20 protein-coding genes are annotated in these 22,774 nt (G+C 34.9%); 7 read left to right on the plus strand and 13 right to left on the minus strand.

Features of this window, described 5'->3' with window-relative positions:
• Positions 1-42 precede the first annotated feature (42 nt).
• From H4O20_RS06855 to H4O20_RS06875, 5 genes are all read right to left on the minus strand, one after another.
• Positions 43-924, minus strand: coding sequence for a DUF808 domain-containing protein (locus H4O20_RS06855; protein ID WP_185098713.1), 882 nt, complete (start codon positions 922-924; stop codon positions 43-45).
• 227 nt (positions 925-1,151) lie between these two features.
• On the minus strand, positions 1,152-2,225 hold the full coding sequence (locus H4O20_RS06860; protein ID WP_185098714.1) for a hypothetical protein: 1,074 nt from the start codon (positions 2,223-2,225) through the stop codon (positions 1,152-1,154).
• 198 nt (positions 2,226-2,423) lie between these two features.
• A complete protein-coding gene (locus tag H4O20_RS06865; RefSeq protein ID WP_185098715.1) occupies positions 2,424-3,917 on the minus strand; it encodes an MFS transporter in 1,494 nt (497 codons plus the stop codon).
• Positions 3,918-4,124: 207 nt separating this feature from the next.
• Positions 4,125-5,093 carry an alpha/beta fold hydrolase gene (locus tag H4O20_RS06870; protein WP_185098716.1) on the minus strand — a complete coding sequence of 323 codons (969 nt, stop codon included), beginning with the start codon at positions 5,091-5,093 and terminating at the stop codon, positions 4,125-4,127.
• 138 nt (positions 5,094-5,231) lie between these two features.
• On the minus strand, positions 5,232-7,373 hold the full coding sequence (locus H4O20_RS06875) for a S46 family peptidase (RefSeq protein ID WP_139856370.1): 2,142 nt from the start codon (positions 7,371-7,373) through the stop codon (positions 5,232-5,234).
• A gap of 1,344 nt (positions 7,374-8,717) precedes the next feature.
• Between H4O20_RS06875 and H4O20_RS06880 the strand changes: the two genes are divergently transcribed.
• Complete coding sequence (locus H4O20_RS06880; RefSeq protein ID WP_185098717.1) at positions 8,718-10,475, plus strand: T9SS type A sorting domain-containing protein; 1,758 nt, start codon at positions 8,718-8,720, stop codon at positions 10,473-10,475.
• A gap of 90 nt (positions 10,476-10,565) precedes the next feature.
• Here H4O20_RS06880 and H4O20_RS06885 read toward each other — a convergent pair whose 3' ends face one another.
• Together H4O20_RS06885 and H4O20_RS06890 are read right to left on the minus strand one after the other, a co-directional pair.
• Positions 10,566-11,612, minus strand: a complete 1,047-nt coding sequence (locus H4O20_RS06885; RefSeq protein WP_139856662.1) for an RluA family pseudouridine synthase — start codon at positions 11,610-11,612, stop codon at positions 10,566-10,568.
• On the minus strand, positions 11,599-12,234 hold the full coding sequence (locus tag H4O20_RS06890) for a PASTA domain-containing protein (protein ID WP_139856663.1): 636 nt from the start codon (positions 12,232-12,234) through the stop codon (positions 11,599-11,601). The genes H4O20_RS06885 and H4O20_RS06890 overlap by 14 nt, the downstream gene beginning before the upstream one ends.
• A gap of 219 nt (positions 12,235-12,453) precedes the next feature.
• On the opposite strand from H4O20_RS06890, the gene H4O20_RS06895 reads away from it, so the two are divergent.
• From H4O20_RS06895 to H4O20_RS06910, 4 genes are all read left to right on the plus strand, one after another.
• Positions 12,454-13,434 carry a D-alanine--D-alanine ligase gene (locus H4O20_RS06895; protein WP_185098718.1) on the plus strand — a complete coding sequence of 327 codons (981 nt, stop codon included), beginning with the start codon at positions 12,454-12,456 and terminating at the stop codon, positions 13,432-13,434.
• A gap of 74 nt (positions 13,435-13,508) precedes the next feature.
• Complete coding sequence (gene lpxB, locus H4O20_RS06900; protein ID WP_185098719.1) at positions 13,509-14,627, plus strand: lipid-A-disaccharide synthase; 1,119 nt, start codon at positions 13,509-13,511, stop codon at positions 14,625-14,627.
• A 43-nt stretch (positions 14,628-14,670) separates the two neighbouring features.
• Positions 14,671-15,273, plus strand: a complete 603-nt coding sequence (locus H4O20_RS06905; protein WP_185098720.1) for a C40 family peptidase — start codon at positions 14,671-14,673, stop codon at positions 15,271-15,273.
• A 74-nt stretch (positions 15,274-15,347) separates the two neighbouring features.
• Complete coding sequence (locus H4O20_RS06910) at positions 15,348-15,995, plus strand: carbonic anhydrase (RefSeq protein ID WP_185098721.1); 648 nt, start codon at positions 15,348-15,350, stop codon at positions 15,993-15,995.
• A gap of 85 nt (positions 15,996-16,080) precedes the next feature.
• Here the strand turns inward: H4O20_RS06910 and argS are convergent, their stop codons facing one another.
• The gene (argS, locus tag H4O20_RS06915; RefSeq protein WP_185098722.1) at positions 16,081-17,856 is read right to left on the minus strand and encodes an arginine--tRNA ligase; all 1,776 of its coding nucleotides are present in this window, start codon (positions 17,854-17,856) and stop codon (positions 16,081-16,083) included.
• Positions 17,857-18,039: 183 nt separating this feature from the next.
• Here argS and H4O20_RS06920 point away from each other — a divergent pair, with 183 nt between their 5' ends.
• Positions 18,040-18,672 carry a MarC family NAAT transporter gene (locus H4O20_RS06920; RefSeq protein WP_139856669.1) on the plus strand — a complete coding sequence of 211 codons (633 nt, stop codon included), beginning with the start codon at positions 18,040-18,042 and terminating at the stop codon, positions 18,670-18,672.
• A 3-nt stretch (positions 18,673-18,675) separates the two neighbouring features.
• Here H4O20_RS06920 and H4O20_RS06925 read toward each other — a convergent pair whose 3' ends face one another.
• Positions 18,676-18,882, minus strand: a complete 207-nt coding sequence (locus H4O20_RS06925; RefSeq protein WP_139856670.1) for a hypothetical protein — start codon at positions 18,880-18,882, stop codon at positions 18,676-18,678.
• Between the two features lie 123 nt (positions 18,883-19,005).
• On the opposite strand from H4O20_RS06925, the gene H4O20_RS06930 reads away from it, so the two are divergent.
• Complete coding sequence (locus H4O20_RS06930; protein WP_185098723.1) at positions 19,006-20,439, plus strand: SDR family oxidoreductase; 1,434 nt, start codon at positions 19,006-19,008, stop codon at positions 20,437-20,439.
• A 1-nt stretch (position 20,440) separates the two neighbouring features.
• Here the strand turns inward: H4O20_RS06930 and ctlX are convergent, their stop codons facing one another.
• From ctlX to H4O20_RS06950, 4 genes are all read right to left on the minus strand, one after another.
• Positions 20,441-21,343 (minus strand): citrulline utilization hydrolase CtlX, encoded by a 903-nt coding sequence (gene ctlX / locus H4O20_RS06935; RefSeq protein ID WP_185098736.1) that lies wholly within the window; start codon positions 21,341-21,343, stop codon positions 20,441-20,443.
• 200 nt (positions 21,344-21,543) lie between these two features.
• Complete coding sequence (locus H4O20_RS06940) at positions 21,544-21,921, minus strand: hypothetical protein (protein ID WP_185098724.1); 378 nt, start codon at positions 21,919-21,921, stop codon at positions 21,544-21,546.
• Between the two features lie 127 nt (positions 21,922-22,048).
• Positions 22,049-22,444 carry a rhodanese-like domain-containing protein gene (locus H4O20_RS06945; RefSeq protein ID WP_260402649.1) on the minus strand — a complete coding sequence of 132 codons (396 nt, stop codon included), beginning with the start codon at positions 22,442-22,444 and terminating at the stop codon, positions 22,049-22,051.
• Between the two features lie 10 nt (positions 22,445-22,454).
• A complete protein-coding gene (locus tag H4O20_RS06950) occupies positions 22,455-22,766 on the minus strand; it encodes a rhodanese-like domain-containing protein (RefSeq protein ID WP_185098725.1) in 312 nt (103 codons plus the stop codon).
• Between the last annotated feature and the right edge of the window lie 8 nt (positions 22,767-22,774).

Consider the following 22,774-nt stretch of genomic DNA (forward strand, 5'->3'; position numbering starts at 1 on the left):
AACTTATTTCAGATGTTTAAATACTTTAAATTAAAATTTGCGCTATTTATCTCCTTTGATAACCTTCCAAAGCTTTTTCGCTCCTATTACTATAAGTAAGCAAATAAAGCCAATAATTAAGCCAACAATAAATTCACCTACAAAAGAAGGTAATGTTGGTAGGAAACTGTGAAAGTAATCTACATTATGAACAAAAATCCCTCCAGCAACCAATAATAAAGCAATAGTTCCAATTACACTTAAACTTTTAATTATAATTGGTAATGCCTGTACTAAGAATAGCCCTAACGATTTTTTAAAGCTTTTACCTTCTTTGCTGCTTTTTATAAGCTTAAACCCTACTTCATCCATACGCACTATAAGTGCAACAATACCATAAACACCTACAGTAGCCAATAAAGCAATAATACTTACAACGATTATCTGTGTAGCAAGGGGCTGAGTAAGAACAGTTCCTAATGCAATAATCACAATTTCTAGCGAAAGAATAAAATCGGTTATAATGGCAGATTTCACACGCTCATTTTCGTAAGCTAATATTTCAGCTTCACTCATCTCTACGTCCACTTTCTCTTTTTTGGAATGAGCGTGAGGAAAAATGAATTCATATATTTTTTCTGCTCCTTCATAAGCTAGATATAGCCCTCCGAGTAGCAAAATAATTGTAACGGCAATCGGTATAAAAGCACTTAATAAGAATGCAATTGGAAGAATAATTAACTTGTTAATAAAAGAACCTTTAGTGATAGCCCACAAAACTGGAATTTCTCTAGAAGAAGCAAAACCTGAAGCTTTCTCAGCATTCACAGCTAGGTCGTCACCTAATATGCCTGCTGTTTTTTTTGCAGCAACTTTACTCATCACTGCCACATCATCAAGTAAAACTGCTATATCATCAAGTATTGCGAAGATTCCTGAAGCCATAAAATTTTCTTTTAAATTTTAGCAAAAATAGGCAAGTTGACATTAAACTTCTTATAATTATTGCCCAATTTACTTTACATCTAGCTATATCAGTAAAATCAACTTATCTCATGGCTGCAAGACATCAAGTACGTAAATAAATTTCTCCTTTTGTATGAAAATAAAAACCCGATTTACTTTCTAAATTGAAAGCAAATCGGGTCTATTAAACAATAACTACTAAAAGACTAATAACGTGTTATCGCTCCAAATCCATTAAACTTTGATAATTCCCCTTTAGGAAGGAAAACCACATCCCCACCGAAGTCCATATTGGCTTCAATCATTTCGTCATAAATATCGTCTATCACTCCCTTATCGTTTCTCTTCTCCTCCGAAACATATACTATTTCATCATCCTTCATAACTGCAGGTTGGAACAAACCTTGTTCGATAAATAGTGTTTGAATTTTCCCTTCAGAAATTGCTCGCCAAATTTCATTCGTATCACTCAAAAATTTATTCTGCCCAACTGCCTTCTTCAAATCTTCCTTTCTCGCATTATTTTTTTGAACGATATATTCTTTTACAACTTCCCAACTTTCTTCTACTATAGTATGAGCAGGCTCATTAATCATATTCTTATTAAGATACACCTCAAAAATACTAGTCTTATTATCGGCAATCTTTAGGTATTCATTATGGTTTTCTTCTAGCCCACAAATTAGAACTGGTAGTGGGTTTTCTTTTCGTATCTCGTTCACCAATTTATCCGCTTGGTTAAAGTATTCAGCAATCAAACTTGTTTGTTTGGAAGCTATTGCAGCGGCAGCCCTATTTTTTGAGAAGAACTGGGTGTTTTCATAAGGGAATGGATTTCCGACCTCCTGAATAACTTTGTCATTCATCACTTCAAGAAGTCTAGTTTTCTCCTGACTTAAAACCAAGATATAGTAATGAGTTTCTAAGTGCATAGCCCTAATTAAATCACGAGTAGCAAAAGTGTCGTCTATTATTACGCGATCTTCAACTTTTATCGGTAAACGAGTAAACTCAGCAATATCATCATTTACAAACAGCAACAGACTTTCTAAATTCTTACTATGGTCGATAGACGAAGCTAGGTTGTTTAGTTTCTCTATCAAACCTGTAGCATTTCGCTTTGTAGTGTCTGCCATTAACCTATCTTCAGCTTCTTTTATAAGATTTTTTAAACGTAATCCATCATTTAAATAATCTGGTTTTGTTCTATGCGTAGTTGCAATAATTGTGATACAATTTTCAGAACGAATGTCTTTTAGTTTTTTCAATGTTATGTTCATATTATATATTTTTTAAGTTAATACTATTTCAAATCACAAAAATTCAGCTTTAAATTTCGTGTAGGTTTAATAAGAATCTAATTAAAACTCATAAATACTAACATAACCAATATAAACGTAAGAAACTATGACATAAGTCATTAACACAACATTAACGAAGTGTGGATTTTAAAATTAAAAGAAGTAAAAAATTAGTTTTTATTCTTTTAGTGAAGGAAATTTAGCTGGGGTTAAGAGTAGAATAATTAAAGTAACTAATCCCGCAACTACCATACTTAGATAAACATTATTAGTAGCATAAAAGAAAGATTCTCTTAAATAAAGACTTACTTCTGAAACAGAAGTATGAGTTTGTAACACCTCAACCATTTTATTTACTCCTGGCAGTTTTCCTTGTAAAACATCTGGAGCGTTTTGCAACTTATCGGATATTGTAGCGTTAAAGACAGCCGCAAATACAGCTGCACCTATACTCTGCCCAAAATAACGCGAAAATATATTAGTACCCGTTACAACTCCTCTTTGCCCCCATACCACAGTAGACTGCACTCCAACCAAAAGTGGGGTAGTAATTAATCCAAAACCTGCCCCTAATGTCATTTGAATTGCAACTAAGCTCCACACTGGCCCTGGAAAAGGAATTAGCAGGAAACTTGCAGCACCTATTATAACTATTATAATTCCACAAAGAGCAGTGTTTCTGAATCCTACGCGCAGATAAAGCTTTCCTGATAAGGACGAAGACAATGGCCAAGTAATACTCATACTTGCCAAAATAAACCCAGCCGCCATAGCACCTACCCCGGAAACTGATTGCGCAAAAACAGGTAAATACATACTTGGCCCCATTGTAGCAATCCCCATTCCTATGGTTGCCAAATTAGCCCTTAGGATAACTTTCTTTTTCCATACCCATGCTGGTAAAATTGGTTCTACTGCTCTTCGTTCTATTCGTATTGTTATGTATATCAATAAAACTGCAAGGAATAAAATTCCCAAAGTATTAAGGGATAACCAAGGCCAAGACTGACCGCCTTGTAGTAAACCAAACATAATAACCGTTCCTGTTACTAACATCGCCAAGGCACCTGCCCAATCTATTTTGTGGAGGTTGTTAGGTTTTTTCTCGTGAAGATAAATGATTATTAATGCTATTGCCCCAGCACCGATAGGAAGGTTAATTAGAAATATCCATCGCCACGATGCATAATCTGCCAAAGCTCCACCCACTGCAGGTCCCATTATTGCAGAAACACCCCAAACACTAGACAACCAACCTTGAATTTTAGCGCGTTCTTGAATAGTATAAATATCTCCTGCTATGGTATTTACAGTAGCCATTATTGCCCCAGCTCCAACAGCTTGTAACCCTCTAAAAAAAATTAATGAATGCATATTCCAAGCGGCAGCACAGGCAGCAGAACCGAGAAGAAATATTAAAATTCCCAAAATGAGTATTGGTTTCCGTCCATAGATATCTGCTAACTTTCCATAAATGGGAATAGTAACCGTTTGAACAAGTAAATAGATTGAAAACAACCAACTAAAAAGTGAAAAGCCACCAAGATCACCAACTATTTGAGGAATGGCTGTAGCAACAATAGTATTATCCATTGCAGCTAGCATCATAGTAATCATGAGTGCAAATAACACCCAATTTCTACGCATTTCTTTTACTGGTTTGTCGTGCATTTTCCTATTTCACTTTTGCGCAAAGATAGCCCTTCAAATACTTCTGTATATTTTGAAATTGAATAAAAGTTCTATTAATAGTAAAGCAGTGACAACTAGATTTTCTTTGAAGAAATAATAAGAAATAACGAATCTTCAAAAAGATAAAAATCGCCTAAATACTATAAATAGAAACAATTAACTTTAATGAAGACTTCTGGTTAACTCCTACTCAGCTTTATCAACGTTATTGAGAAAGTTTAAAATTTTCTTATTAACTACTTCAGCTTGGTCCACCGATACAAAGTGGCCTGCATTTGGAACGACTTCGGCGTGACTGCTTGATATATTTCTTTTTACAATACCAAGAGTTTTTTTGCCGTTAATTACATCATCATCACCAATCAATACAAGTGTAGGCATCTTTAAGGTTTGTAAACTTTTATTTGGAAATGGCGTCATTTGCATCATAAACTTAGGAAGAGTATCATTTTTCACTCCAATTCTATATTGTTTTAAATAACTCTTATTTATTGCGTTTACGTTGCTTGACATCGTTTCAAGCTCTCTTTCTAACTTCTTTTCATCAGAAGAAAGTGCATTGATTATATTTTTAATTAAATCGGTACTAGGCGGAATCCACATAAAAGTTTGTGCAGGACTTAACAAAACAAGGCTTTTAATATCTCTTTTACTTTTCGTTGCCAAATCAACGGCAAACCAACCTCCTCTTGAAGCGCCAATAAGATGAAAAGAATCTAATTTTAGCGCCCATAAAACCTCTTGATACCACTTAGTAATTTCATCTATATTATTAAAATCGGCTGTTTTATAAGATTTTCCTGGCTCAGACAATAGATCGATTGCGAATATTCTATAATCTTTCACCAAAGCTTTAGCATTGGGATACCACATAGTAGAACTAGCATTCATTCCGTGTAGCAAAACAACTGGAGTTGCTTTTCTATTTCCGCTTACTACCACATGCGCTATACCGTGAGAGGTGGTTATATAAAGCTCTTGATAATCAACACCCCATTGCTTCATAGTTTCATCGTAAGCCTCAAAATATGCTTTGTGTTTTTTACTAGGCTTTGAAATGTAGTCAGGCTTTTTAGAAAACTCGGCGTACTCGTTTTTACAAGCAGTAAATAATGCTAGAGTAAGAAAGATCAACAGAAATTTAAAGTTTTTCATTCACATATTATTTGGCGGTAAAAGTAGTAAAGAACTTTAGTGTTGATGGTTAATCTTTTTATAATAAACATTAGAAATAAAAAAGCCCACAAATCTTATTATAAGACTTGTGGGCTTCAGTAAAAATTAAAAGTTTACTTATTTAGCTATTGTCATTTCATCAATAAGGTGAGTTGCACCAGCTAATTTGTCTATAATAAATAGTACATAACGTATATCTACATTAATAGTTCGTTGTAATTGGTCGTCAAAAATAACATCTCCAGCCATTGCCTCAATATTACCGTCAAATGCAAGACCAATTAACTCACCTTTTCCGTTAAGAACAGGAGAACCAGAATTACCACCTGTAATATCATTATCAGTTAAGAAGTTTACTGGAAGGTATCCATCCTTATCTGCATACTGACCAAAATCTCTCTTTTCATAAAGGTCGATTAGCTCCTTAGGCATATCAAACTCATCATCACCAGGCTGATACTTAGCTACTGTTCCTTTTAAAGTAGTATAGTAGTTTTTGTTAGCGTCGTTACGCTTATCTTCTGGCAATGAAATAACTTTCCCGTACGTTAAACGCAAAGTACTGTTCGCATCTGGGTAGTATTTCTCATCAGGATTTTGATCTCTCATTCCCTGAACCATCAATCTAAATGCACGGTCGAAATCGTGACCTAATTGAGTTTCTTCTTCCGACTTGAAACGGTAACGCTTTAACAAATCAACAGAAAGTTGGTATAGTGGATCATTTTTAAGAACCTCAGCATCTGGGTTAGCCATGAAGCCTTGCAGCTTTTCTTTAGATTCAAAAACACTGTTTTGTAGTGCATTGTTTAAATACTCCTTCCACCCATCTTCGGTTTTATTAGCTTCTGTAGCAATGTCAGCTATCATCGGAGCGATGTTTGTAGCTTTAGTAGAGTATAGTTTAAACTGAGCAGCCAACACATCTCTTTCTAATGGAAGGTAAAGTCCGTCGTAAAGATTATTAATTTCTGCTTCCAATTTTGGCTTTAACTCTGCTCTTTTTGCATCATTTTGCTCGATGTAATATTCAATAGCAGTTCCTAAACGGTAAGGAAGTGTAGCCATTCTTGTTCTTAACAATAAGCCTAAGTAATTATTATGACTACTTGCTTCATTTGTTTTTGCGTAGTAATCATTTATAGTTGGAATTACATTAGCATATTTTTTATTAGCTTTTTTAGAAGCCCATTTCTGAAATTTCGCTTCAGTTTCACGCTTAGTTTCAGCAGTTTTGTGATGTTTTAAAGCATCAATCATCCCTTGACGGTTTTTCCAATAGTTAGCAATAGACGCATAGCTAGATGCATAGTCTAATTTTACTTGCTGATCGCGGTCCATATAGTCCTTCATTACATCCATAGATGTTTTTGAAGCCTCAACCCAAGCAGGGTAAGCATATTCTACGTTTTGCTCAATACCACCCGCAGGCATCCAACGGTTTGTACGACCTGGGTATCCAAGAATCATAGCAAAGTCGTTTTCTTCAAATCCTTTGATACTTGTAGTTAGGTGATGTTTTGGCTTTAAAGGAACATTATCTTCAGAATACTCTGCTGGGTTACCATCTTTATCCGCATAAACTCTAAAAAGAGAGAAGTCACCTGTGTGTCTTGGCCATTCCCAGTTATCGGTGTCTCCACCAAACTTTCCTATACTAGCAGGAGGTGTTCCAACTAAACGAACATCGTTATAATCTTGGTAAACGAAGTAGTAAAATTCATTTCCTTCATAAAATGATTTAACAGAAACGGTATATTTTCCACCTTCGTTATTCTCTTGTTCGATTAATGCAATTTCTTTATTGATTGCTGCTTCGCGTTCAAGTTCGGTCATTTTATCGTTAACCTTACTTAAAATACGTTTAGAAACATCGTCCATTCTTACAAAGAAACGAACAGAAAGACTCTTAGGCTTTAATTCCTCTTTGTGGTTTGCTGCCCAATATCCATTTGTTAAATAATCGTTTTCAGCAGTAGATAGCTCAGCAATTTGGCTATACCCACAGTGGTGGTTAGTCAACACAAGACCTTTATCAGAAATTATTTCAGCAGTACAACCACGGTTAAATTGAACAATAGCATCTTTTATACTAGAGTTGTTTATACTGTATATTTCTTCAGGTGTAAGTTGAAGCCCCATTTTTTGCATATCACGGTAATTCAACCGTTCAATGTGCATTAAGAACCACATACCTTCATTTGCTTGTACCGGCAAAACGAAAATTGCGATAAATAAAGAAAGAATTAATTTTTTCATTAGTGAATGTAATTATTGATTAAATATGAATTGAAAAATGATCTTGTTATCACACAAAATTTTCAGCTTGTAAATATAGTAGATTAACCATTTTAACTGCGGAAATCCCTTTGAAAAGAGTTGCAATCATTAAAATTTAACTTTTTATTAGGAATGGCCAAGTTGAAAATAAGACCCCTTCCGTCTTTTGGTAAAACACCAAAAGACACCTTCCCCTGGAAAAAACTTAGAAGATTTCATTAAAAATATATAGAAGGGGAAGGAGCTGTTTATATAAAAAATTATTATTCGTGTATGAAAGTATGAGTAAAACTCCCCAAACTGAAAGGAATAGCTGCCCAATATGCGGGGTGGGAAACATTAAAAAAAAATAAAAACAATCTAGTCTCCACCCCTTCCGTCTTTTTACGCAAAAGTAAAAAGACACCTTCCCCTACAAGAAACCTAGAACATTTTATTAAAAAAAACAGAAGGGGAAGGAACTGTTTATATAAAAAATTATTATTCGTATATGAAAGTATGAGTAAAACTCCCCAAACTGAAAGGAATAGCTGCCCAATGGGCGGGGTGGGAAAAATTAAAAAAAATAAAAACAATCTAGTCTCCACCCCTTCCGTCTTTTGGCAAAATACCAAAAGACACCTTCACCTAGAAGAAACTTAGAACATTTTATTAAAAAAACAGAAGGGGAAGGAACTGTTTATATAAAAAATTATTATTCGTGTATGAATGTATGAGTAAAACTCTCCAAACTACAAGGGATAGCTGCCCAATGGGGCGGGGTGGGAAAAATTAAAAAAAATAAAAACAATCTAGTCTCCACCCCTTCCGTCTTTTGGTAAAACACCAAAAGACACCTTCCCCTACAAGAAACCTAGAACATTTCATTAAAAATATATAGAAGGGGAAGGAACTGTTTGTTTGAAAAAATTATTCGTGTACGCAAGTATGAGAAAAACTCCCCAATCTGAAAGGAATAGCTGCCCAATGGGCGGGGTGGGAAACGTTAAAAAAAAATAAAAACAATCTAGTCTCCACCCCTTCCGTCTTTTGGCAAAATACCAAAAGACACCTTCCCCTAGAAGAAACCTAGAACATTTTATTAAAAAAAACAGAAGGGGAAGGAACGTTTTGTAAATGATATTATTAAAGTACGCAAGTGAAAAAAAATTCCCCGCCCTGAAAGGGAGAGCTTGTCCCGAACTTGTTTCGGGATGTGCCCGGAGGGCGAGGAAGGTGCTGTGTGTGAAAAATATATAGATAAGTTCACTAATTAATTTTTTGCTTTTTTGCAAACCCAACATTTATCAATAACTTTAAAATCTAATCACTAAAGAACATCATATGAAGAAAAGACTAGTACTATTATCAACGCTATTTTTAGGGTTGGTTTCAACATCTATTGCTCAACAGCAAGGGAAAAAGGCATCTTTAAATGAAGATGGAACGATTTCGGTAGAAACAGTTATACTTCCAGAAAAACACAACAATACTGAACAAACCCAAGAATTTGATTTACTCTGGCGATTTGGCCAAGCAGCTAATCCAACATTTAAAAACTCAAGAGGTGTTACTCTTGCAGACGTTGATAATGACGGGGTGGAAGAAATAATATACGGATTTTGGGACACATTATATGTCCTAAAAGGTGACGGATCGGTTTTGTGGGAAAAACCTATAAGCGGCAGCATTTTACTACCCCCTACAGTAGTAGATTTAGATAATGATGGCACCGTTGAAATCATTGTAAACACAGGAGGTATTCCATTTGCTGGTCGAGTTTATTTGTTAGATAATGAAGGAAACGATCTTCCTGGTTGGCCATTGAATTTTGATAATAATTGGATGATAAACGCACCTGCCGTTGCAGATCTTAATGATGATGGTACTCTAGATATTATTACGTGTGAACGTGTAAGTAGCACTTTGGGGAAAATTCACGCACTTAAAATGGACGGAACGCCAATTAACGCAAATTGGCCAGTTGAAGTTGGAGCTACTCCTGGTTTTACACCTTCAATTGGAGACGTAGACAATAATGGAAATCTTGATGTAGTAATTTCTGCTTCCTCAGGCGGAATGTACATTTTTGACAATCAAGGTCAAATATTTCCAGGTTTCCCTGTTGTAGATCCAAATGTAAAATACTCTTACCAATCTCCTATTCTAGCTGACCTGGATGAGGATGATGATTTAGAAATAATTGGCAGTAATCACGGAGACTCACCTGGTTTTTACGTTATGGAGCACGACGGATCCTATAAAGCGGGTTGGCCAATTACACTTAGCGGATGGACATATTCTCCAGCAACAGTTCTTGACGTAGATAACGATGGTACATTTGAAATATTTTTATCTGATAGAATTTCAAGTGGTACCCCTGGAGAAGAATTACCAGTAATCTATGGCTTAGACCCAGACGGCGGCAACCTGCCTAATTTCCCATTTGAGAAATATGGAGGTACTGAAGGTGTACTTTCTATTGCAGATGTAAATAACGATGGTGTATTAGACATTGTTTTCCCAAGCACCATGACTGATGCAGATGGTATTGGATACATTCACGCCTACTCTCTGGATGGAAGTGGTGAAGTTGATGGCTTCCCAATAAGACCAAGAGGATTTACTTTTCTAAACGGAGTTGTTCTAGGAGATGTTGACAATGACGGACAACTAGATTTAACTGCGAACAGTTACACACAAACTTTTGGAAGTGGTGTAGATTCAACTTTTGTTAGTGTTTATAGTTTAAATGTACCATACAATCCTGAAAGCATAAAAAGGAATGGTTACAAAGGAAATAACACTCGAGATGGATTAGTGAAGTTAGATGACACTGCTGGAGTCTCTACTTTTAGTTCCGTTTCACAAATTTCAGTTTTCCCTAATCCTTCAGAAGGAATTTTAAGTTTTACAATTCCTACTGCTATTCAGAATGCTGAAGTAAATGTTTACAGCATTGACGGGAAATTGGTTTTCTCTAAAAAAGGAAATCTAGAAAAAACCTCAACATACAATTTAAAACACCTTAATAATGGCTTGTATTTCGTTAAAGTTTCTGATGGCAAAAGCACTTCTACTGCAAAGTGGATGAAGAAATAATCAATTAAAATACACCTATAAAAACAAGTCCCTTTTCATTAGCTGAAAAGGGACTTGTTCTATTTGTATGAATAATTTAATCTTTCAAAACTACTCTATAACGTTCTTAGAATAGCTGCGCCATTTCTCTAGGCACAAATCCATGTCTTCAGGAATAGGAGTCTCAAAACGCATAAATTCTTCAGTAACTGGGTGTACAAACCCTAGCGTTCGTGCGTGTAAGGCTTGACGTGGTAGAATTTTAAAACAGTTATCTACAAATTGCTTATATTTAGAAAATGTAGTGCCCTTTAATATTTTCTCACCTCCGTAACGTTCATCATTAAAAAGTGTGTGCCCAATGTACTTCATATGCACTCTTATTTGGTGTGTACGTCCAGTTTCTAATCTACAAGAAACCAAAGTAACATAACCTAAACGTTCTAATACTTTATAATGTGTAACAGCTGGTTTTCCTTTTTCTTCGTCGTCATTTTCGTAAACTGTATTTTGCAAACGGTTTTTAGGGTGACGCCCTATATTTCCCTCAATAGTTCCTTCGTCTTCTTCAACATTACCCCAAACCAAAGCAACATACTCTCGCTCTGTAGTTTTATCAAAAAACTGCTTTGCTAGATGTGTCATAGCTTCTTCAGTTTTCGCAACTACTAAAAGTCCGCTAGTGTCTTTATCTATTCTGTGTACTAAACCAGGGCGATTACTACTGTTGTTTGGGAGGTTTTCAAAATGATAAGTAAGAGCATTTATTAGCGTTCCGCTATAATTTCCATGTCCCGGATGTACTACCATTCCTGCTTCTTTGTTAACTACAAGTACAGCGTCATCTTCATAAACTATATCGATGGGAATATCTTCGGGTACTAATAAAAACTCGTAAGGAGGATGTTCAAATAATACAGTAACTATATCGCCTCCTTTTACTTTGTAATTAGATTTCACAGGTACATCGTTAACATAGATGTTTCCTGCAGTTGCAGCTTTTTGTATTTTGTTTCGAGTCGCCTTTTCAATAAGGTTCATCAGGTATTTATCTACCCTTAATGGATTTTGTCCTTTATCAGCTTTAAATCGGTAATGTTCATAAAGATCATCATTACCTGCATTTTCTTCTATCTCTTCTTCGTTAAAATTCGCCATTGTTTTCTTCTATGTTTTCTATTGGCGTATCTTGATTTTCTTCAGAAGATTCTTCGCCTTCAGTCTGGATTTTATTTAATGATTGATCTCCGACTATTAAATCTATCACAGATGTTTTTTGAATTTTAGTACCTGGCTCTAATTTCTCACCGTTAAAACGCATTTCCAAAACGTTATCACTAATATGTGGACGATAGCTAATCTTACCAATTTCAAAACCCATTGCTAAGAGTGTAGGTTCTGCTTGACGACGGGTTCTTCCTAAAATGTTTGGAACTTCAATTTTTCTATATCCTGAGGGATTAAGTGTTAAGTATAATTTCCTGTTTTCTTTTACAAATTTTCCAGGCTTAGGTATTTGCTCAATTACAGAATACCTCGGAAAATCGGGGTTGTAATTTGCAGAGTCTAAAATTTCGTAACGCAAACTCATTTCGTCTAACTTTTCCTCAACCTTATCTAAAGACATTTTAGCAAGATTTGGAACTTCGGTAGTTTCGTTGTGGTTAGTGGTGAATTTCAACCACCATAAAGTTAAGAATATCAAAGCTATTAAAACCACTACTGCTAGTAGTAACTGCTTGACAAATGCTTTGGTAAACAAAAACTGAAAAAAGGTCATATGCTTCTTAGTTAAGACACAAAAATATAAAAATCAAAGGTAGTATCTTTTGGTTAAAATTAAATTTAATTGGGAAATGAAATCAAAATCAATTTTTAATAGCTTTTTATAGATATAACTTGATTCGCATAACATACAAGACTAACTTTTTAATACTTTTGTAAACGTAGATTTCCACCCTTTATGATAATGGTTTTAGTGGAATAGTAATCTTTCTTTATGGGCAAAAATAATATTGCAGTTGCCATGGGCGGATATTCAAGCGAATTTGAAATATCCATTAAAAGTGGCGGAGTGGTTTGCGAGTCACTCGATAAAAATAAATACAACGTTTATCCAATCCATATTTTGGAATCGGGATGGTATTATGTTGCCGAAAATGGCACAAAATATCCTGTAAATAAAGCTGATTTCAGTTTTGAAAATGGTTCAGAAACTTCAATTGTTCCTGACGCTGTTTTTAACACCATTCACGGTACCCCTGGAGAAGATGGGTATTTACAAGCATATTGGGACTTACTTGGAATTCCACATACCAGTGCAGATTATTATCAAGCCGCCCTTAGTTTCAACAAGCGTGATTGTCTTTCTGTTTTAAAGAATTTTGGAGTGCTTTGTGCTAACTCATACTACGTTAATAAAGGAACAGATATTAACGTAGAAGAAATTGTTAGAATTACCGGCCTACCTTGTTTTGTAAAACCGAACCGTTCTGGCTCTAGCTTCGGAATTAGTAAAGTAAACGAAATGTCCGGAATTTTACCTGCTATAGAAAAGGCATTTTCAGAAGACACTGAGATAATCATCGAAACCGCCTTGGTTGGCGTTGAAGTTTCGGTTGGAGTTTATAAGGATGGCAATGAAATAATTGCGCTCCCAGTCACTGAAATTGTAAGTGAAAATGAATTTTTCGACTATGAGGCCAAGTATCTTGGCCAATCGCAAGAAATCACCCCAGCTAGAATTTCAGATAAGGAAACTGATGTTGTAAAAAAAGAAGCAGTTCGCATATACAAATTGCTAAAAATGAAAGGTATTGCACGTAGTGAGTTTATTATAGAAAAAGGGAAACCCTATTTTATAGAAACCAATACCAATCCAGGACTATCCACCGAAAGTATTGTTCCTAAACAAGTACGTGAAGCAGGAATGACACTAACACAATTTTTCGATATATTAATTCAGAATGTAATAAATTGATGAATCTTAACTAATGTGATTGGAAAATCGACTTTTCTTTTTACAGTTTAAAGATTCAGCCAAACCTATAAACAATGAAATACTACCTCATAGCAGGAGAAGCATCAGGAGATTTACACGGTGCCAACCTAATGAAAGCCATTCAAAAAGAGGATTCCGATGCGAATTTCCGTTTTTGGGGTGGGGATTTAATGAAGGCTACTGGGGGGACCGAAGTAAAACACTATCGCGACCTTGCTTTTATGGGGTTTACTGAAGTGTTAATGAATTTGCGAACTATTCTGAAGAATATAAAATTCTGCAAACAGGACATTGAAAGTTTTAATCCTGATGTTATAATTTTTATTGACTATCCTGGTTTTAATCTTCGAATAGCAAAATGGGCAAGGCAAAAAGGCTACAAAACACATTATTATATTTCACCCCAAATTTGGGCTTGGAAAGAAGGGCGAATTAAAGACATTAAACGCGATGTTGATGAAATGTATGTTATTCTTCCTTTTGAAAAAGATTTCTACGAAAACAAACACAATTTTCCAGTTCATTTTGTAGGTCATCCTCTTATTGATGCAATTTACAATCAAAAACAAATTGACCCTCAAGCCTTTAAAAAAGAAAATAAACTTGACGAACGCCCTATAATTGCACTATTACCGGGAAGCAGAAAGCAAGAAATCACCAAAATGCTGGAAATAATGATTTCTGTGGCTAAAGATTTTAAAGAGTATCAATTTGTTATTGCCGGAGCTCCAAGTCAGGAAAAATCGTTTTATGAATCGTTCTTAACCACTAAGAATGTTCATTTTATCACCAACAAAACCTACGAACTTTTAAGTATTGCAAATGCAGCATTAGTAACCTCTGGAACAGCAACGTTAGAGACAGCACTATTTAAAGTACCTCAGGTAGTTTGCTATAAAGGTGGAAGAATTTCCTACGAAATTGCAAAGCGTGTAATAAACCTTAAATACATTTCGTTAGTAAACCTAATTCTAGACAGAGAAGTTGTTACAGAATTAATTCAAACCGACTTTAATACCAAACGTTTAAAAGAAGAACTCACTAAAATATTAGAGCCAAAAAAACGAAATGTGATGTTTTTGGACTATTATGAACTTGAAAAAACTCTTGGCGGGAGAGGTGCTAGTGAAAACACCGCCAAACTAATTACCTCTTCTATAAAGCTTAAGTAGAAATTTTTATTAATTTTAGGGGCTAACCCACTATATTCTTGAAATGAAAAAAATACTGTTGCTATCATTTTTCACATTGTTTCTAGTATCGTGTGGTACTACACGAAATACTTCTATCTACCCGGTTAATGAAACAAGTAAAGTTAACTTGAATAAGAAGAAGCCCATAAAGAATATTACAGTTCAGAAAAGTAATGCATTAACTTTTGAGGAACCAGAAGAGGAAGCTTTCCTAGATAGTGCTAAGGAGAAATTAGAAGCTATTAAGCATAAAATTATAAGCTACGCCAAAACTTTTGAAGGAACGCGCTATAAGTTTGGAGGTACTACCGAAGCTGGAATGGACTGCTCAGGATTAGTATGTGTAGCATTTGAAAAAGAAAATATCAGCTTGCCAAGGATTTCTCGAGATATGGCAACCAAAGGCATTCCTATTACAAAAGATGAAGTTGAAGAAGGAGATTTAGTATTCTTTAAAACCAGCCGTCGAAACACAATTAACCACGTAGGTATAATAGTTGAAGCAATAGATGGAGAAATAAAATTTATCCATTCTTCAACGAGCGCAGGAGTTATAATATCCTCATTAAATGAAGCTTATTGGAAAAAGGCATTTGTTTCGTTTAGGAGAGTGTTAGAAATTTAAAAAAACATCGCCATTACTTTTAGGTAAAAACAATTTAAAATTATTTTTACTACAAAATATAATAACAGAAATAAATGGACATTGAGCAAATATTTAAAAACAACCAAAACTGGGTTAACAAAAAACTAGGAGTAGATCCAGATTATTTCAAAAACCTAGCTAATGGACAAAATCCTGATATTCTTTATATAGGTTGTAGCGATAGCAGGGTTACTGCAGAAGAGGTTATGGGTGTTAAGCCTGGAGATGTTTTTGTTATGCGAAACATTTCCAACATGGTATCCAATTTAGACTTAAGCGCGATGAGTGTAATTGATTACGCTGTAAGTGTTTTAAAAGTAAAAAACATTGTTATCTGTGGTCATTATGGCTGTGGAGGTGTAAAAGCTGCTATGGAGTCCAAAGACCTAGGAATATTAAATCCTTGGCTTAGAAATATTAGAGATGTTTACCGCATACATCGCGATGAGCTTAATGAAATAGGTTGTGAAGAAGAAAAATACAGACGCTTGGTAGAACTTAATGTTCAAGAACAGTGTGTAAACGTTATTAAAACAGCCGATGTACAAATTGCTGTTCGTCAAGGAAGATTGTCTGTACACGGATGGGTAATGGATATAGGAACAGGAAAACTTATTGACCTGAATATCGATTTCGAAAAAGTTCTAGAAGGAATTATGGAGATTTATCATTTAGATAAAGATGAAATTAAGTCAAAATAAAAAAAGCCGCTTCAACAAAATGAAGCGGCTTTTTTTTACACCTCCCCTATTAAATAGACGGAAGCATCTCTTTATTAATTCAAGATTACATTCTTTCCGGCACTTGAATTCCTAATAGCCCAAACGCACTTTTTATAACTTCTCCAACTGCTGCAGAAAGCTTTACACGGAAAGCTTTTTCAACTTCATTGTCTGTTGCTAAAATTGGCACGTTTTGGTAAAAACTATTAAATTCCTTCACCAAGTCGTAGGTGTAGTTGGCAATAAGTGCAGGGCTATAGTTTTGTGCTGCCAACTGAATTGCTTCAGGATATTGCTTAATTATTTTTATCAGCTCTTTCTCTTTTGGATGCATTGTAACTTTGGAAGAGTCTACGCTTTGTGACGTAGAAGCCGCCTTTCGCAAAATAGACTGAATCCTAGCGTAAGTATATTGAATAAAAGGACCTGTATTTCCTTGGAAATCTACACTTTCCTCTGGATTGAATAAAATTCGCTTTTTCGGGTCAACTTTAAGTATGTAATACTTTAAAGCTCCTAGACCAATAGTTCTGTATAGCGCTTCTTTTTCTTCATCAGAAAACTCGTCGATTTTCCCTAGTTCTTCTGAAATCTCGCGAGCAGTGGCTGTCATTTGAGCAATTAAATCATCCGCATCAACCACGGTTCCTTCTCTACTTTTCATTTTACCAGATGGAAGATCCACCATACCGTAACTTAAGTGAAACAGGTTTTCTGCCCATTTATAACCAAGTTTTTTAAGGATTAAAAACAATACCTTAAAATGGTAGTCTTGTTCATTTCCTACAGTGTAAATCATCCCACCTACATCTTGATGATCTTTTACACGTTGTACTGCTGTTCCTAAATCCTGAGTCATATACACCGCAGTACCGTCACTTCTTAAAACAAGTTTTTCGTCAAGGCCATCTTCGGTTAAATCGCACCAAACAGAGCCGTCATCTTTCTTAAAGAAAACGCCCTTTTTAAGACCTTCATCTATAATATCTTTTCCTAATAAATAAGTATCACTTTCGTAGTAATAGAAATCGAAATCTACGCCAATAGATTTATAAGTTTCCTCAAAACCTTCGTAAACCCAACCATTCATCTTAGTCCACAAGTCCACAGTTTCCTTATCACCTGCTTCCCATTTTCTAAGCATATTTTGTGCTTCTAGCATAAGTGGGGCTTGTGCTTTAGCTTCATCTTCAGTTTTACCTTCAGCTTTTAAAGCTACAATTTCCTTCTTGTATTCTTGATCGAATTTTACATAGTAGTTACCAACTAACTTATCGCCTTTTAAATTGGTAGATTCTGGAGTTTCACCATTTCCAAACTTCTCCCAAGCGAGCATACTTTTACAAATATGAATCCCACGGTCGTTGATAATTTGAGTTTTATATACTTTTTTTCCTGCAGCCTTTTCAATTTCAGAAACTGAATATCCAAGTAAAACATTTCTAACATGTCCTAAGTGTAAAGGCTTGTTTGTGTTTGGTGAAGAATATTCAACCATCAAAGCTTCACTTCCTTGCGGCACTTTTCCGTAAGTTGAAAAATCGGTCACTGAATTAAAGAAATTCAGATAATACGAATCACTTAAAACTATATTCAAGAATCCTTGAACAACGTTGAATTTTTCAATTTCTTCAACATTTTCAACTAAATAATTACCGATGGATTCACCAATTTGTACAGGATTACCTTTAACCACCCGAAGCATAGGAAATACAACTGCGGTAATATCGCCTTCAAAATCTTTACGTGTTGGCTGTAATTCTACCGATGGAAGTTCAGCGTCATAAATGCTTTTAACTGCTTCTTTAATTTTAATTTCAAGGGTTTCTTGGAGTGTCATAACATCGAATATAAAGTGGAAAACTCTTTCGCTAATGCCTTAGAGTTAATCGGCAAAGATACTTTTTTGAAACCTTAAATCCGAATTGATATTTCTGAAATTTTCAAACCTATCACTTAACCTTTATTTAAACTTCTGGTAAAGTCTAAGTCGAGAAGCCGTGCGTCCTTTGCAGAAAAAACTATGGACATTTTTTTATACGTATTTGCAGCACTTTTTTCGGTTATAAATCCCTTAGGCACTGTTCCAATATTTGTTGGCTTAACTACTGAAGAGACAAATCGAGAACGCAATCAAACTGCATTATTAACTTCCGTTAATGTGGTTGTGATTTTAATAATTTCATTTTTTGCAGGAACCTATTTATTAGACTTTTTCGGAATAAGTTTAAACGCTTTGCGAATTGCTGGGGGAATGATAATCGTAACCTCTGGATTTGCCTTGTTAACAGGGAGTTTTTCCAAACACAAGGGAATGAAAAACAAGCGCGTTAAAAAGGATTTAGACAAGCGTGAAAAATTCTCGCTTACACCTCTAGCAATACCAATGCTTGCAGGTCCTGGATCAATTTCATTATTAATTACTTTTAATCAGGAATACCAAGGATGGAGTGAAATGGCATTCGTTATCCTCGCAGTAATAGCCGTTGGTATCGCTACGCTACTTATTTTAAGAAGCTCGCACTATATAAGTAAAATATTAGGAGCTTCAGGAATTAATGCTATCTCCAGAATAGTAGGATTTATTGTAATTTCAATTGGTGTAGAATATATCAGTTCCGCAGTTATTTCAACTTTGAAAACTATATACAACTAAAGTTTAACTCCTATTCTTCAACAGTGCTCCGCCCACAAGTGCTAATACACCTATACCTATCATCCCTAAAGTTTGATTAGACAAACCTTCTTTTGCATTAACCTCTAAAGGGCCTAGTTCTAGAACAGATTGAGGAACAAATGCATTGTAAAGACCAATAATTATTAGAGCTACTCCAATAACAAGAAGAGCTACTTTTAAAATTTTCATAGAAAGATATTTGTTTGGTTGAATTCTTAAAGATAGGATATTACTTATAAATGCCTAATATGTTAACTACAAATTAGCATAGCTTTAATTATTTTCAATTACTTTTAAATAAAACTAGAACCTTTGAAAATACTACTAACTGGAGCCAATGGATATATTGGCATGCGATTACTACCCGAACTTCTACAAAACGGTCACGAAGTAATTTGCGCCGTCCGAGATAAAAATAGACTTCCTTTAGATCCTGAAACCACAAAAAAAGTATCAGTTGTTGAAGTAGATTTTGCTGAAGAGGTAAACACAGACGATTTTCCAAAAGATATTGATGCTGCTTACTACTTAATTCACTCAATGAGTAGCTCCACTACAGATTTTGACGAAATGGAAGCGCGGTCGGCAATTAACTTTAATAAATATATGGCTACTACTTCTGTTAAGCAGGTGATATATTTAAGTGGAATTGTAAATCAAGAAGAATTATCTAAACATCTCTCCTCAAGAAAAAAGGTAGAAGAAATACTTTACAAAGGAAATTATAATTTAACGGTACTACGTGCAGGAATAGTGGTTGGAAGCGGCAGCTCTTCTTTTGAAATCATTAGAGACTTATGCGAAAAGTTACCCGTAATGATTGCACCAAAATGGTTAAAAACAAGAATACAACCTATTGCAATTCGCGATGTGATTAACTTTCTATACGGGGTTTTAGATAATGATAGATGTTTCAATAAATCTTTTGATATTGGAGGGCCAGACATTTTAACTTACAAAGAAATGCTGATGAAATATTCCAAGATTCGAGGTTTAAAACTTTGGATTATTCCAGTTCCGATTATGTCTCCAAGACTCTCTTCTTATTGGTTGTATTTTGTAACCTCAACTTCATATAAGTTAGCCGTAAACCTAGTTGATAGCATGAAGATGGAAGTTGTTGCTAACGACAATAATCTTCAAGAAATTTTGAACATTCAGCCGATATCTTATGAAGAAGCAATTAAAAAAGCTTTTGAAAAAATCGAACAGAATCTTGTAGTATCGAGTTGGAAAGATTCGTTAGTAGCTGGAAGAATCACAAATTTGAAACAATATATTCAGGTTCCAAAATACGGGTGTTTAAAAGATGAAAAAGTGGTTGAAGTAGAAAACCCCGAAATGGTTTTAGACAATATTTGGGCTATCGGCGGCGAAAATGGCTGGTATTACGGAAATTATCTCTGGAAAATACGCGGTTTCGCAGATCGCTTATTTGGTGGTGTAGGGTTACGCCGAGGACGTACCGACCCAAAAAGGATTAACACGGGAGATGCTTTAGATTTTTGGCGTGTACTTTATGCCGATAAAGAAAACAAAAGATTACTTCTATTTGCCGAAATGAAACTACCTGGTGAAGCTTGGTTAGAGTTTTGCATCAACGAAAAAAATGAGCTTATACAAACGGCAACCTTTAGGCCCAAAGGTATTTGGGGAAGGTTATATTGGTATGCAATGCTTCCGTTCCACTATTTTATTTTTGATGGAATGATTCGCAATATCAGTAAAACTCAGCCGAAAACTTAGCTTATTCTTTTGGAAGAAAAACTTCAGCCATCATACAGCGAGCACTTCCACCTCCACAAGTTTCAATGGTAGTGAGTTCGCTACTTAAAATCTCACAATGCTTTTCAATTTCTGAAATTTGTTCTTTGGTCAAACTTTTATGCGCCGCAGTACTCATTACTAAGTACTTTTTATCCTTACCTTGAACTTGCAGCATATTCCCTGCGAAATGATGCATCTGTTCTTCAGTAATAGCAATTACTTTTTTACCATCTTCTTTTAAATGGTGAAGTACATTTTTCTTTTCTTTGGCATCGTCGATGGTATCTAAGCAGATAACACAAAAGTCTTCTCCTAGACACATCATTACGTTTGTATGGTAAATTGGAAATCGTTTGCCATCCACAGTTTGATTTGCTGTGAAGATTACTGGCGTATATTCAAAGTCTTCACAAAACTCAATCAATAACTCCTCGTGAGCACGTGGAGAAAGAGCACAGTATGCTTTTTTATTCACACGATCAAGCAATAAATTACCTGTTCCCTCAAGGAAAATACCTTCATCTTCTGCAGAGGTATAATCGTAGACATTATTAATTACAAATCCTTCTTTTTCTAGACGCTCCAAAATCTCTTCTCGTCTTTCACGACGTCTATTTTCAGCAAACATAGGATACAAACCTATATCTCCATTTTGGTGAAAACTAATCCAATTGTTTGGAAAGATAGAGTCTGGAGTATCCATTTCTTTAATATCATTTTCCACAATTACCTGAACACCTACTGCGCGTAATTTCTCTACAAATGCATCAAATTCGAATTGAGCATTTGCATTAATTTCAGCATTTTTTAGTGCTAAGTCCTCCTGGAAAAAATTATTAACCGCCGTTTCTTCGTTCATCCTAAACGCTACTGGGCGAATCATTAAGATTGTATCTGTAATTTGTTTTGCCAATTGAATAAAATTTTAGGCTGCAAATTTAAGTGAAATTAAACAGATAAAAAACGGTTTTAAGAATGTAAATTAATTAGTTAAACGGAAATCAAAACAGAGAAATAAATCTAATTTTTATTGTGAATTTAGCTAAAGAAATAGGCCGTTGTAAATGAAATGTAAATCAATGCTTAAGCACATAAAAACTCAGAATCATCAAAAGGATTACCGCCATATTCTTGAAGAAAAAGTTCATATCTATGGTTTTGCAAATGTCCGGTTTTAAGACAGCCTAATAATGTTTCTTCTAAATCGGTATATGACAGCTTATCTGCTAAGGCAGTATTCATATCAAAAAGTCGAACTAGGTCTGTAGTAAGAGGCTTAGCGTTTGACGTAAAGATCTGTTTCGCTTCGTAATCTATTTTTACATTTACCAACTCAAATGAAAATTTAAAAAAGTCTTTGTGGAAATTTTGAAATCTCTCATTTGGCATATTTTCAAATTTACAACTCTTACTAATTAAAGCTTTTATTTCATTTAAAATTAGCATCTCATCTCTCTCCATATATACTGTATTTTTATTCAATACAATGAAGATACGAAGGTTTCGTAAAAAGATATATGCTTAAATAGCAATTTGGCGTCAGTTTAACGCCTAGGCATTCAGTTAGTTAAAAAAATTATGAAAGAAATTACTTTTCAACCTCAAGTCCTTCACTTTCCCAATTAAGGAACCCGCCTTTTAAATCATAAATTTCTTCAAACCCTAAACCTTTAAGAATAGTTGAGGCTTTTTCGCTTCTTCTTCCGCTGCGGCAATAAAGATAAACTGGTTCTTTGGGATCTAAGTCTTTTATTTTACTTGTAAAATCATCTTGTAAAACATCGATATTCACAGCATTTTCAATATGTCCAGCTTCAAATTCTTCAGAAGTACGAACGTCTAATAATTGTACTTTGTTTTTTGAAATAGCCATTTCAAATTCCTGTGGCGGAATTACGCTTACTTCTTGGGCTACAGTTTTGTCTTTACACGCAGTAAAAAGCAATAGCATTGTAAGCCCAAATAGGGTTATAATATTTTTCATAATGATGTTTTTATTCAACAATTTCACCTTCCCACTCTGTAATACCACCTTTAAGATTATATGCGTTTTTTACTCCAACAGAGTTTAACAACATACAAGCTTGGGCGCTTCTACCTCCAGAACGGCAGTATACGTAATAGTTTTTTTCAGGATCTAATTCTTTAGCTTGTTTAAGAAATTCGGCTCCGTTGTATATATCAATTTGTTTTGCTTCAGGTATATGACCTTCTTCAAATTCTGCGTACGTACGAACGTCAATTATCACTCCTTTATCGTCATTTTTGAGTTGTTCAGCCCATTCTTCTTGTGTAAGATCTGCCATAGTAAAAT

This window comes from Aequorivita sp. 609, from assembly GCF_014212065.1.
Classification (GTDB): domain Bacteria; phylum Bacteroidota; class Bacteroidia; order Flavobacteriales; family Flavobacteriaceae; genus Aequorivita; species Aequorivita sinensis.

Excerpts from the sequence above, each read along its gene's own strand:
- H4O20_RS06855 (WP_185098713.1), bottom strand. The coding sequence starts at position 924 with ATGGCTTCAGGAATCTTCGCAATACTTGATGATATAGCAGTTTTACTT.
- H4O20_RS06860 (WP_185098714.1), bottom strand. The coding sequence starts at position 2,225 with ATGAACATAACATTGAAAAAACTAAAAGACATTCGTTCTGAAAATTGT.
- H4O20_RS06865 (WP_185098715.1), bottom strand. The coding sequence starts at position 3,917 with ATGCACGACAAACCAGTAAAAGAAATGCGTAGAAATTGGGTGTTATTT.
- H4O20_RS06870 (WP_185098716.1), bottom strand. The coding sequence starts at position 5,093 with ATGAAAAACTTTAAATTTCTGTTGATCTTTCTTACTCTAGCATTATTT.
- H4O20_RS06875 (WP_139856370.1), bottom strand. The coding sequence starts at position 7,373 with ATGAAAAAATTAATTCTTTCTTTATTTATCGCAATTTTCGTTTTGCCG.
- H4O20_RS06880 (WP_185098717.1), top strand. The coding sequence starts at position 8,718 with ATGAAGAAAAGACTAGTACTATTATCAACGCTATTTTTAGGGTTGGTT.
- H4O20_RS06885 (WP_139856662.1), bottom strand. The coding sequence starts at position 11,612 with ATGGCGAATTTTAACGAAGAAGAGATAGAAGAAAATGCAGGTAATGAT.
- H4O20_RS06890 (WP_139856663.1), bottom strand. The coding sequence starts at position 12,234 with ATGACCTTTTTTCAGTTTTTGTTTACCAAAGCATTTGTCAAGCAGTTA.
- H4O20_RS06895 (WP_185098718.1), top strand. The coding sequence starts at position 12,454 with ATGGGCAAAAATAATATTGCAGTTGCCATGGGCGGATATTCAAGCGAA.
- lpxB (WP_185098719.1), top strand. The coding sequence starts at position 13,509 with ATGAAATACTACCTCATAGCAGGAGAAGCATCAGGAGATTTACACGGT.
- H4O20_RS06905 (WP_185098720.1), top strand. The coding sequence starts at position 14,671 with ATGAAAAAAATACTGTTGCTATCATTTTTCACATTGTTTCTAGTATCG.
- H4O20_RS06910 (WP_185098721.1), top strand. The coding sequence starts at position 15,348 with ATGGACATTGAGCAAATATTTAAAAACAACCAAAACTGGGTTAACAAA.
- argS (WP_185098722.1), bottom strand. The coding sequence starts at position 17,856 with ATGACACTCCAAGAAACCCTTGAAATTAAAATTAAAGAAGCAGTTAAA.
- H4O20_RS06920 (WP_139856669.1), top strand. The coding sequence starts at position 18,040 with ATGGACATTTTTTTATACGTATTTGCAGCACTTTTTTCGGTTATAAAT.
- H4O20_RS06925 (WP_139856670.1), bottom strand. The coding sequence starts at position 18,882 with ATGAAAATTTTAAAAGTAGCTCTTCTTGTTATTGGAGTAGCTCTAATA.
- ctlX (WP_185098736.1), bottom strand. The coding sequence starts at position 21,343 with ATGATTCGCCCAGTAGCGTTTAGGATGAACGAAGAAACGGCGGTTAAT.
- H4O20_RS06940 (WP_185098724.1), bottom strand. The coding sequence starts at position 21,921 with ATGGAGAGAGATGAGATGCTAATTTTAAATGAAATAAAAGCTTTAATT.
- H4O20_RS06945 (WP_260402649.1), bottom strand. The coding sequence starts at position 22,444 with ATGAAAAATATTATAACCCTATTTGGGCTTACAATGCTATTGCTTTTT.
- H4O20_RS06950 (WP_185098725.1), bottom strand. The coding sequence starts at position 22,766 with ATGGCAGATCTTACACAAGAAGAATGGGCTGAACAACTCAAAAATGAC.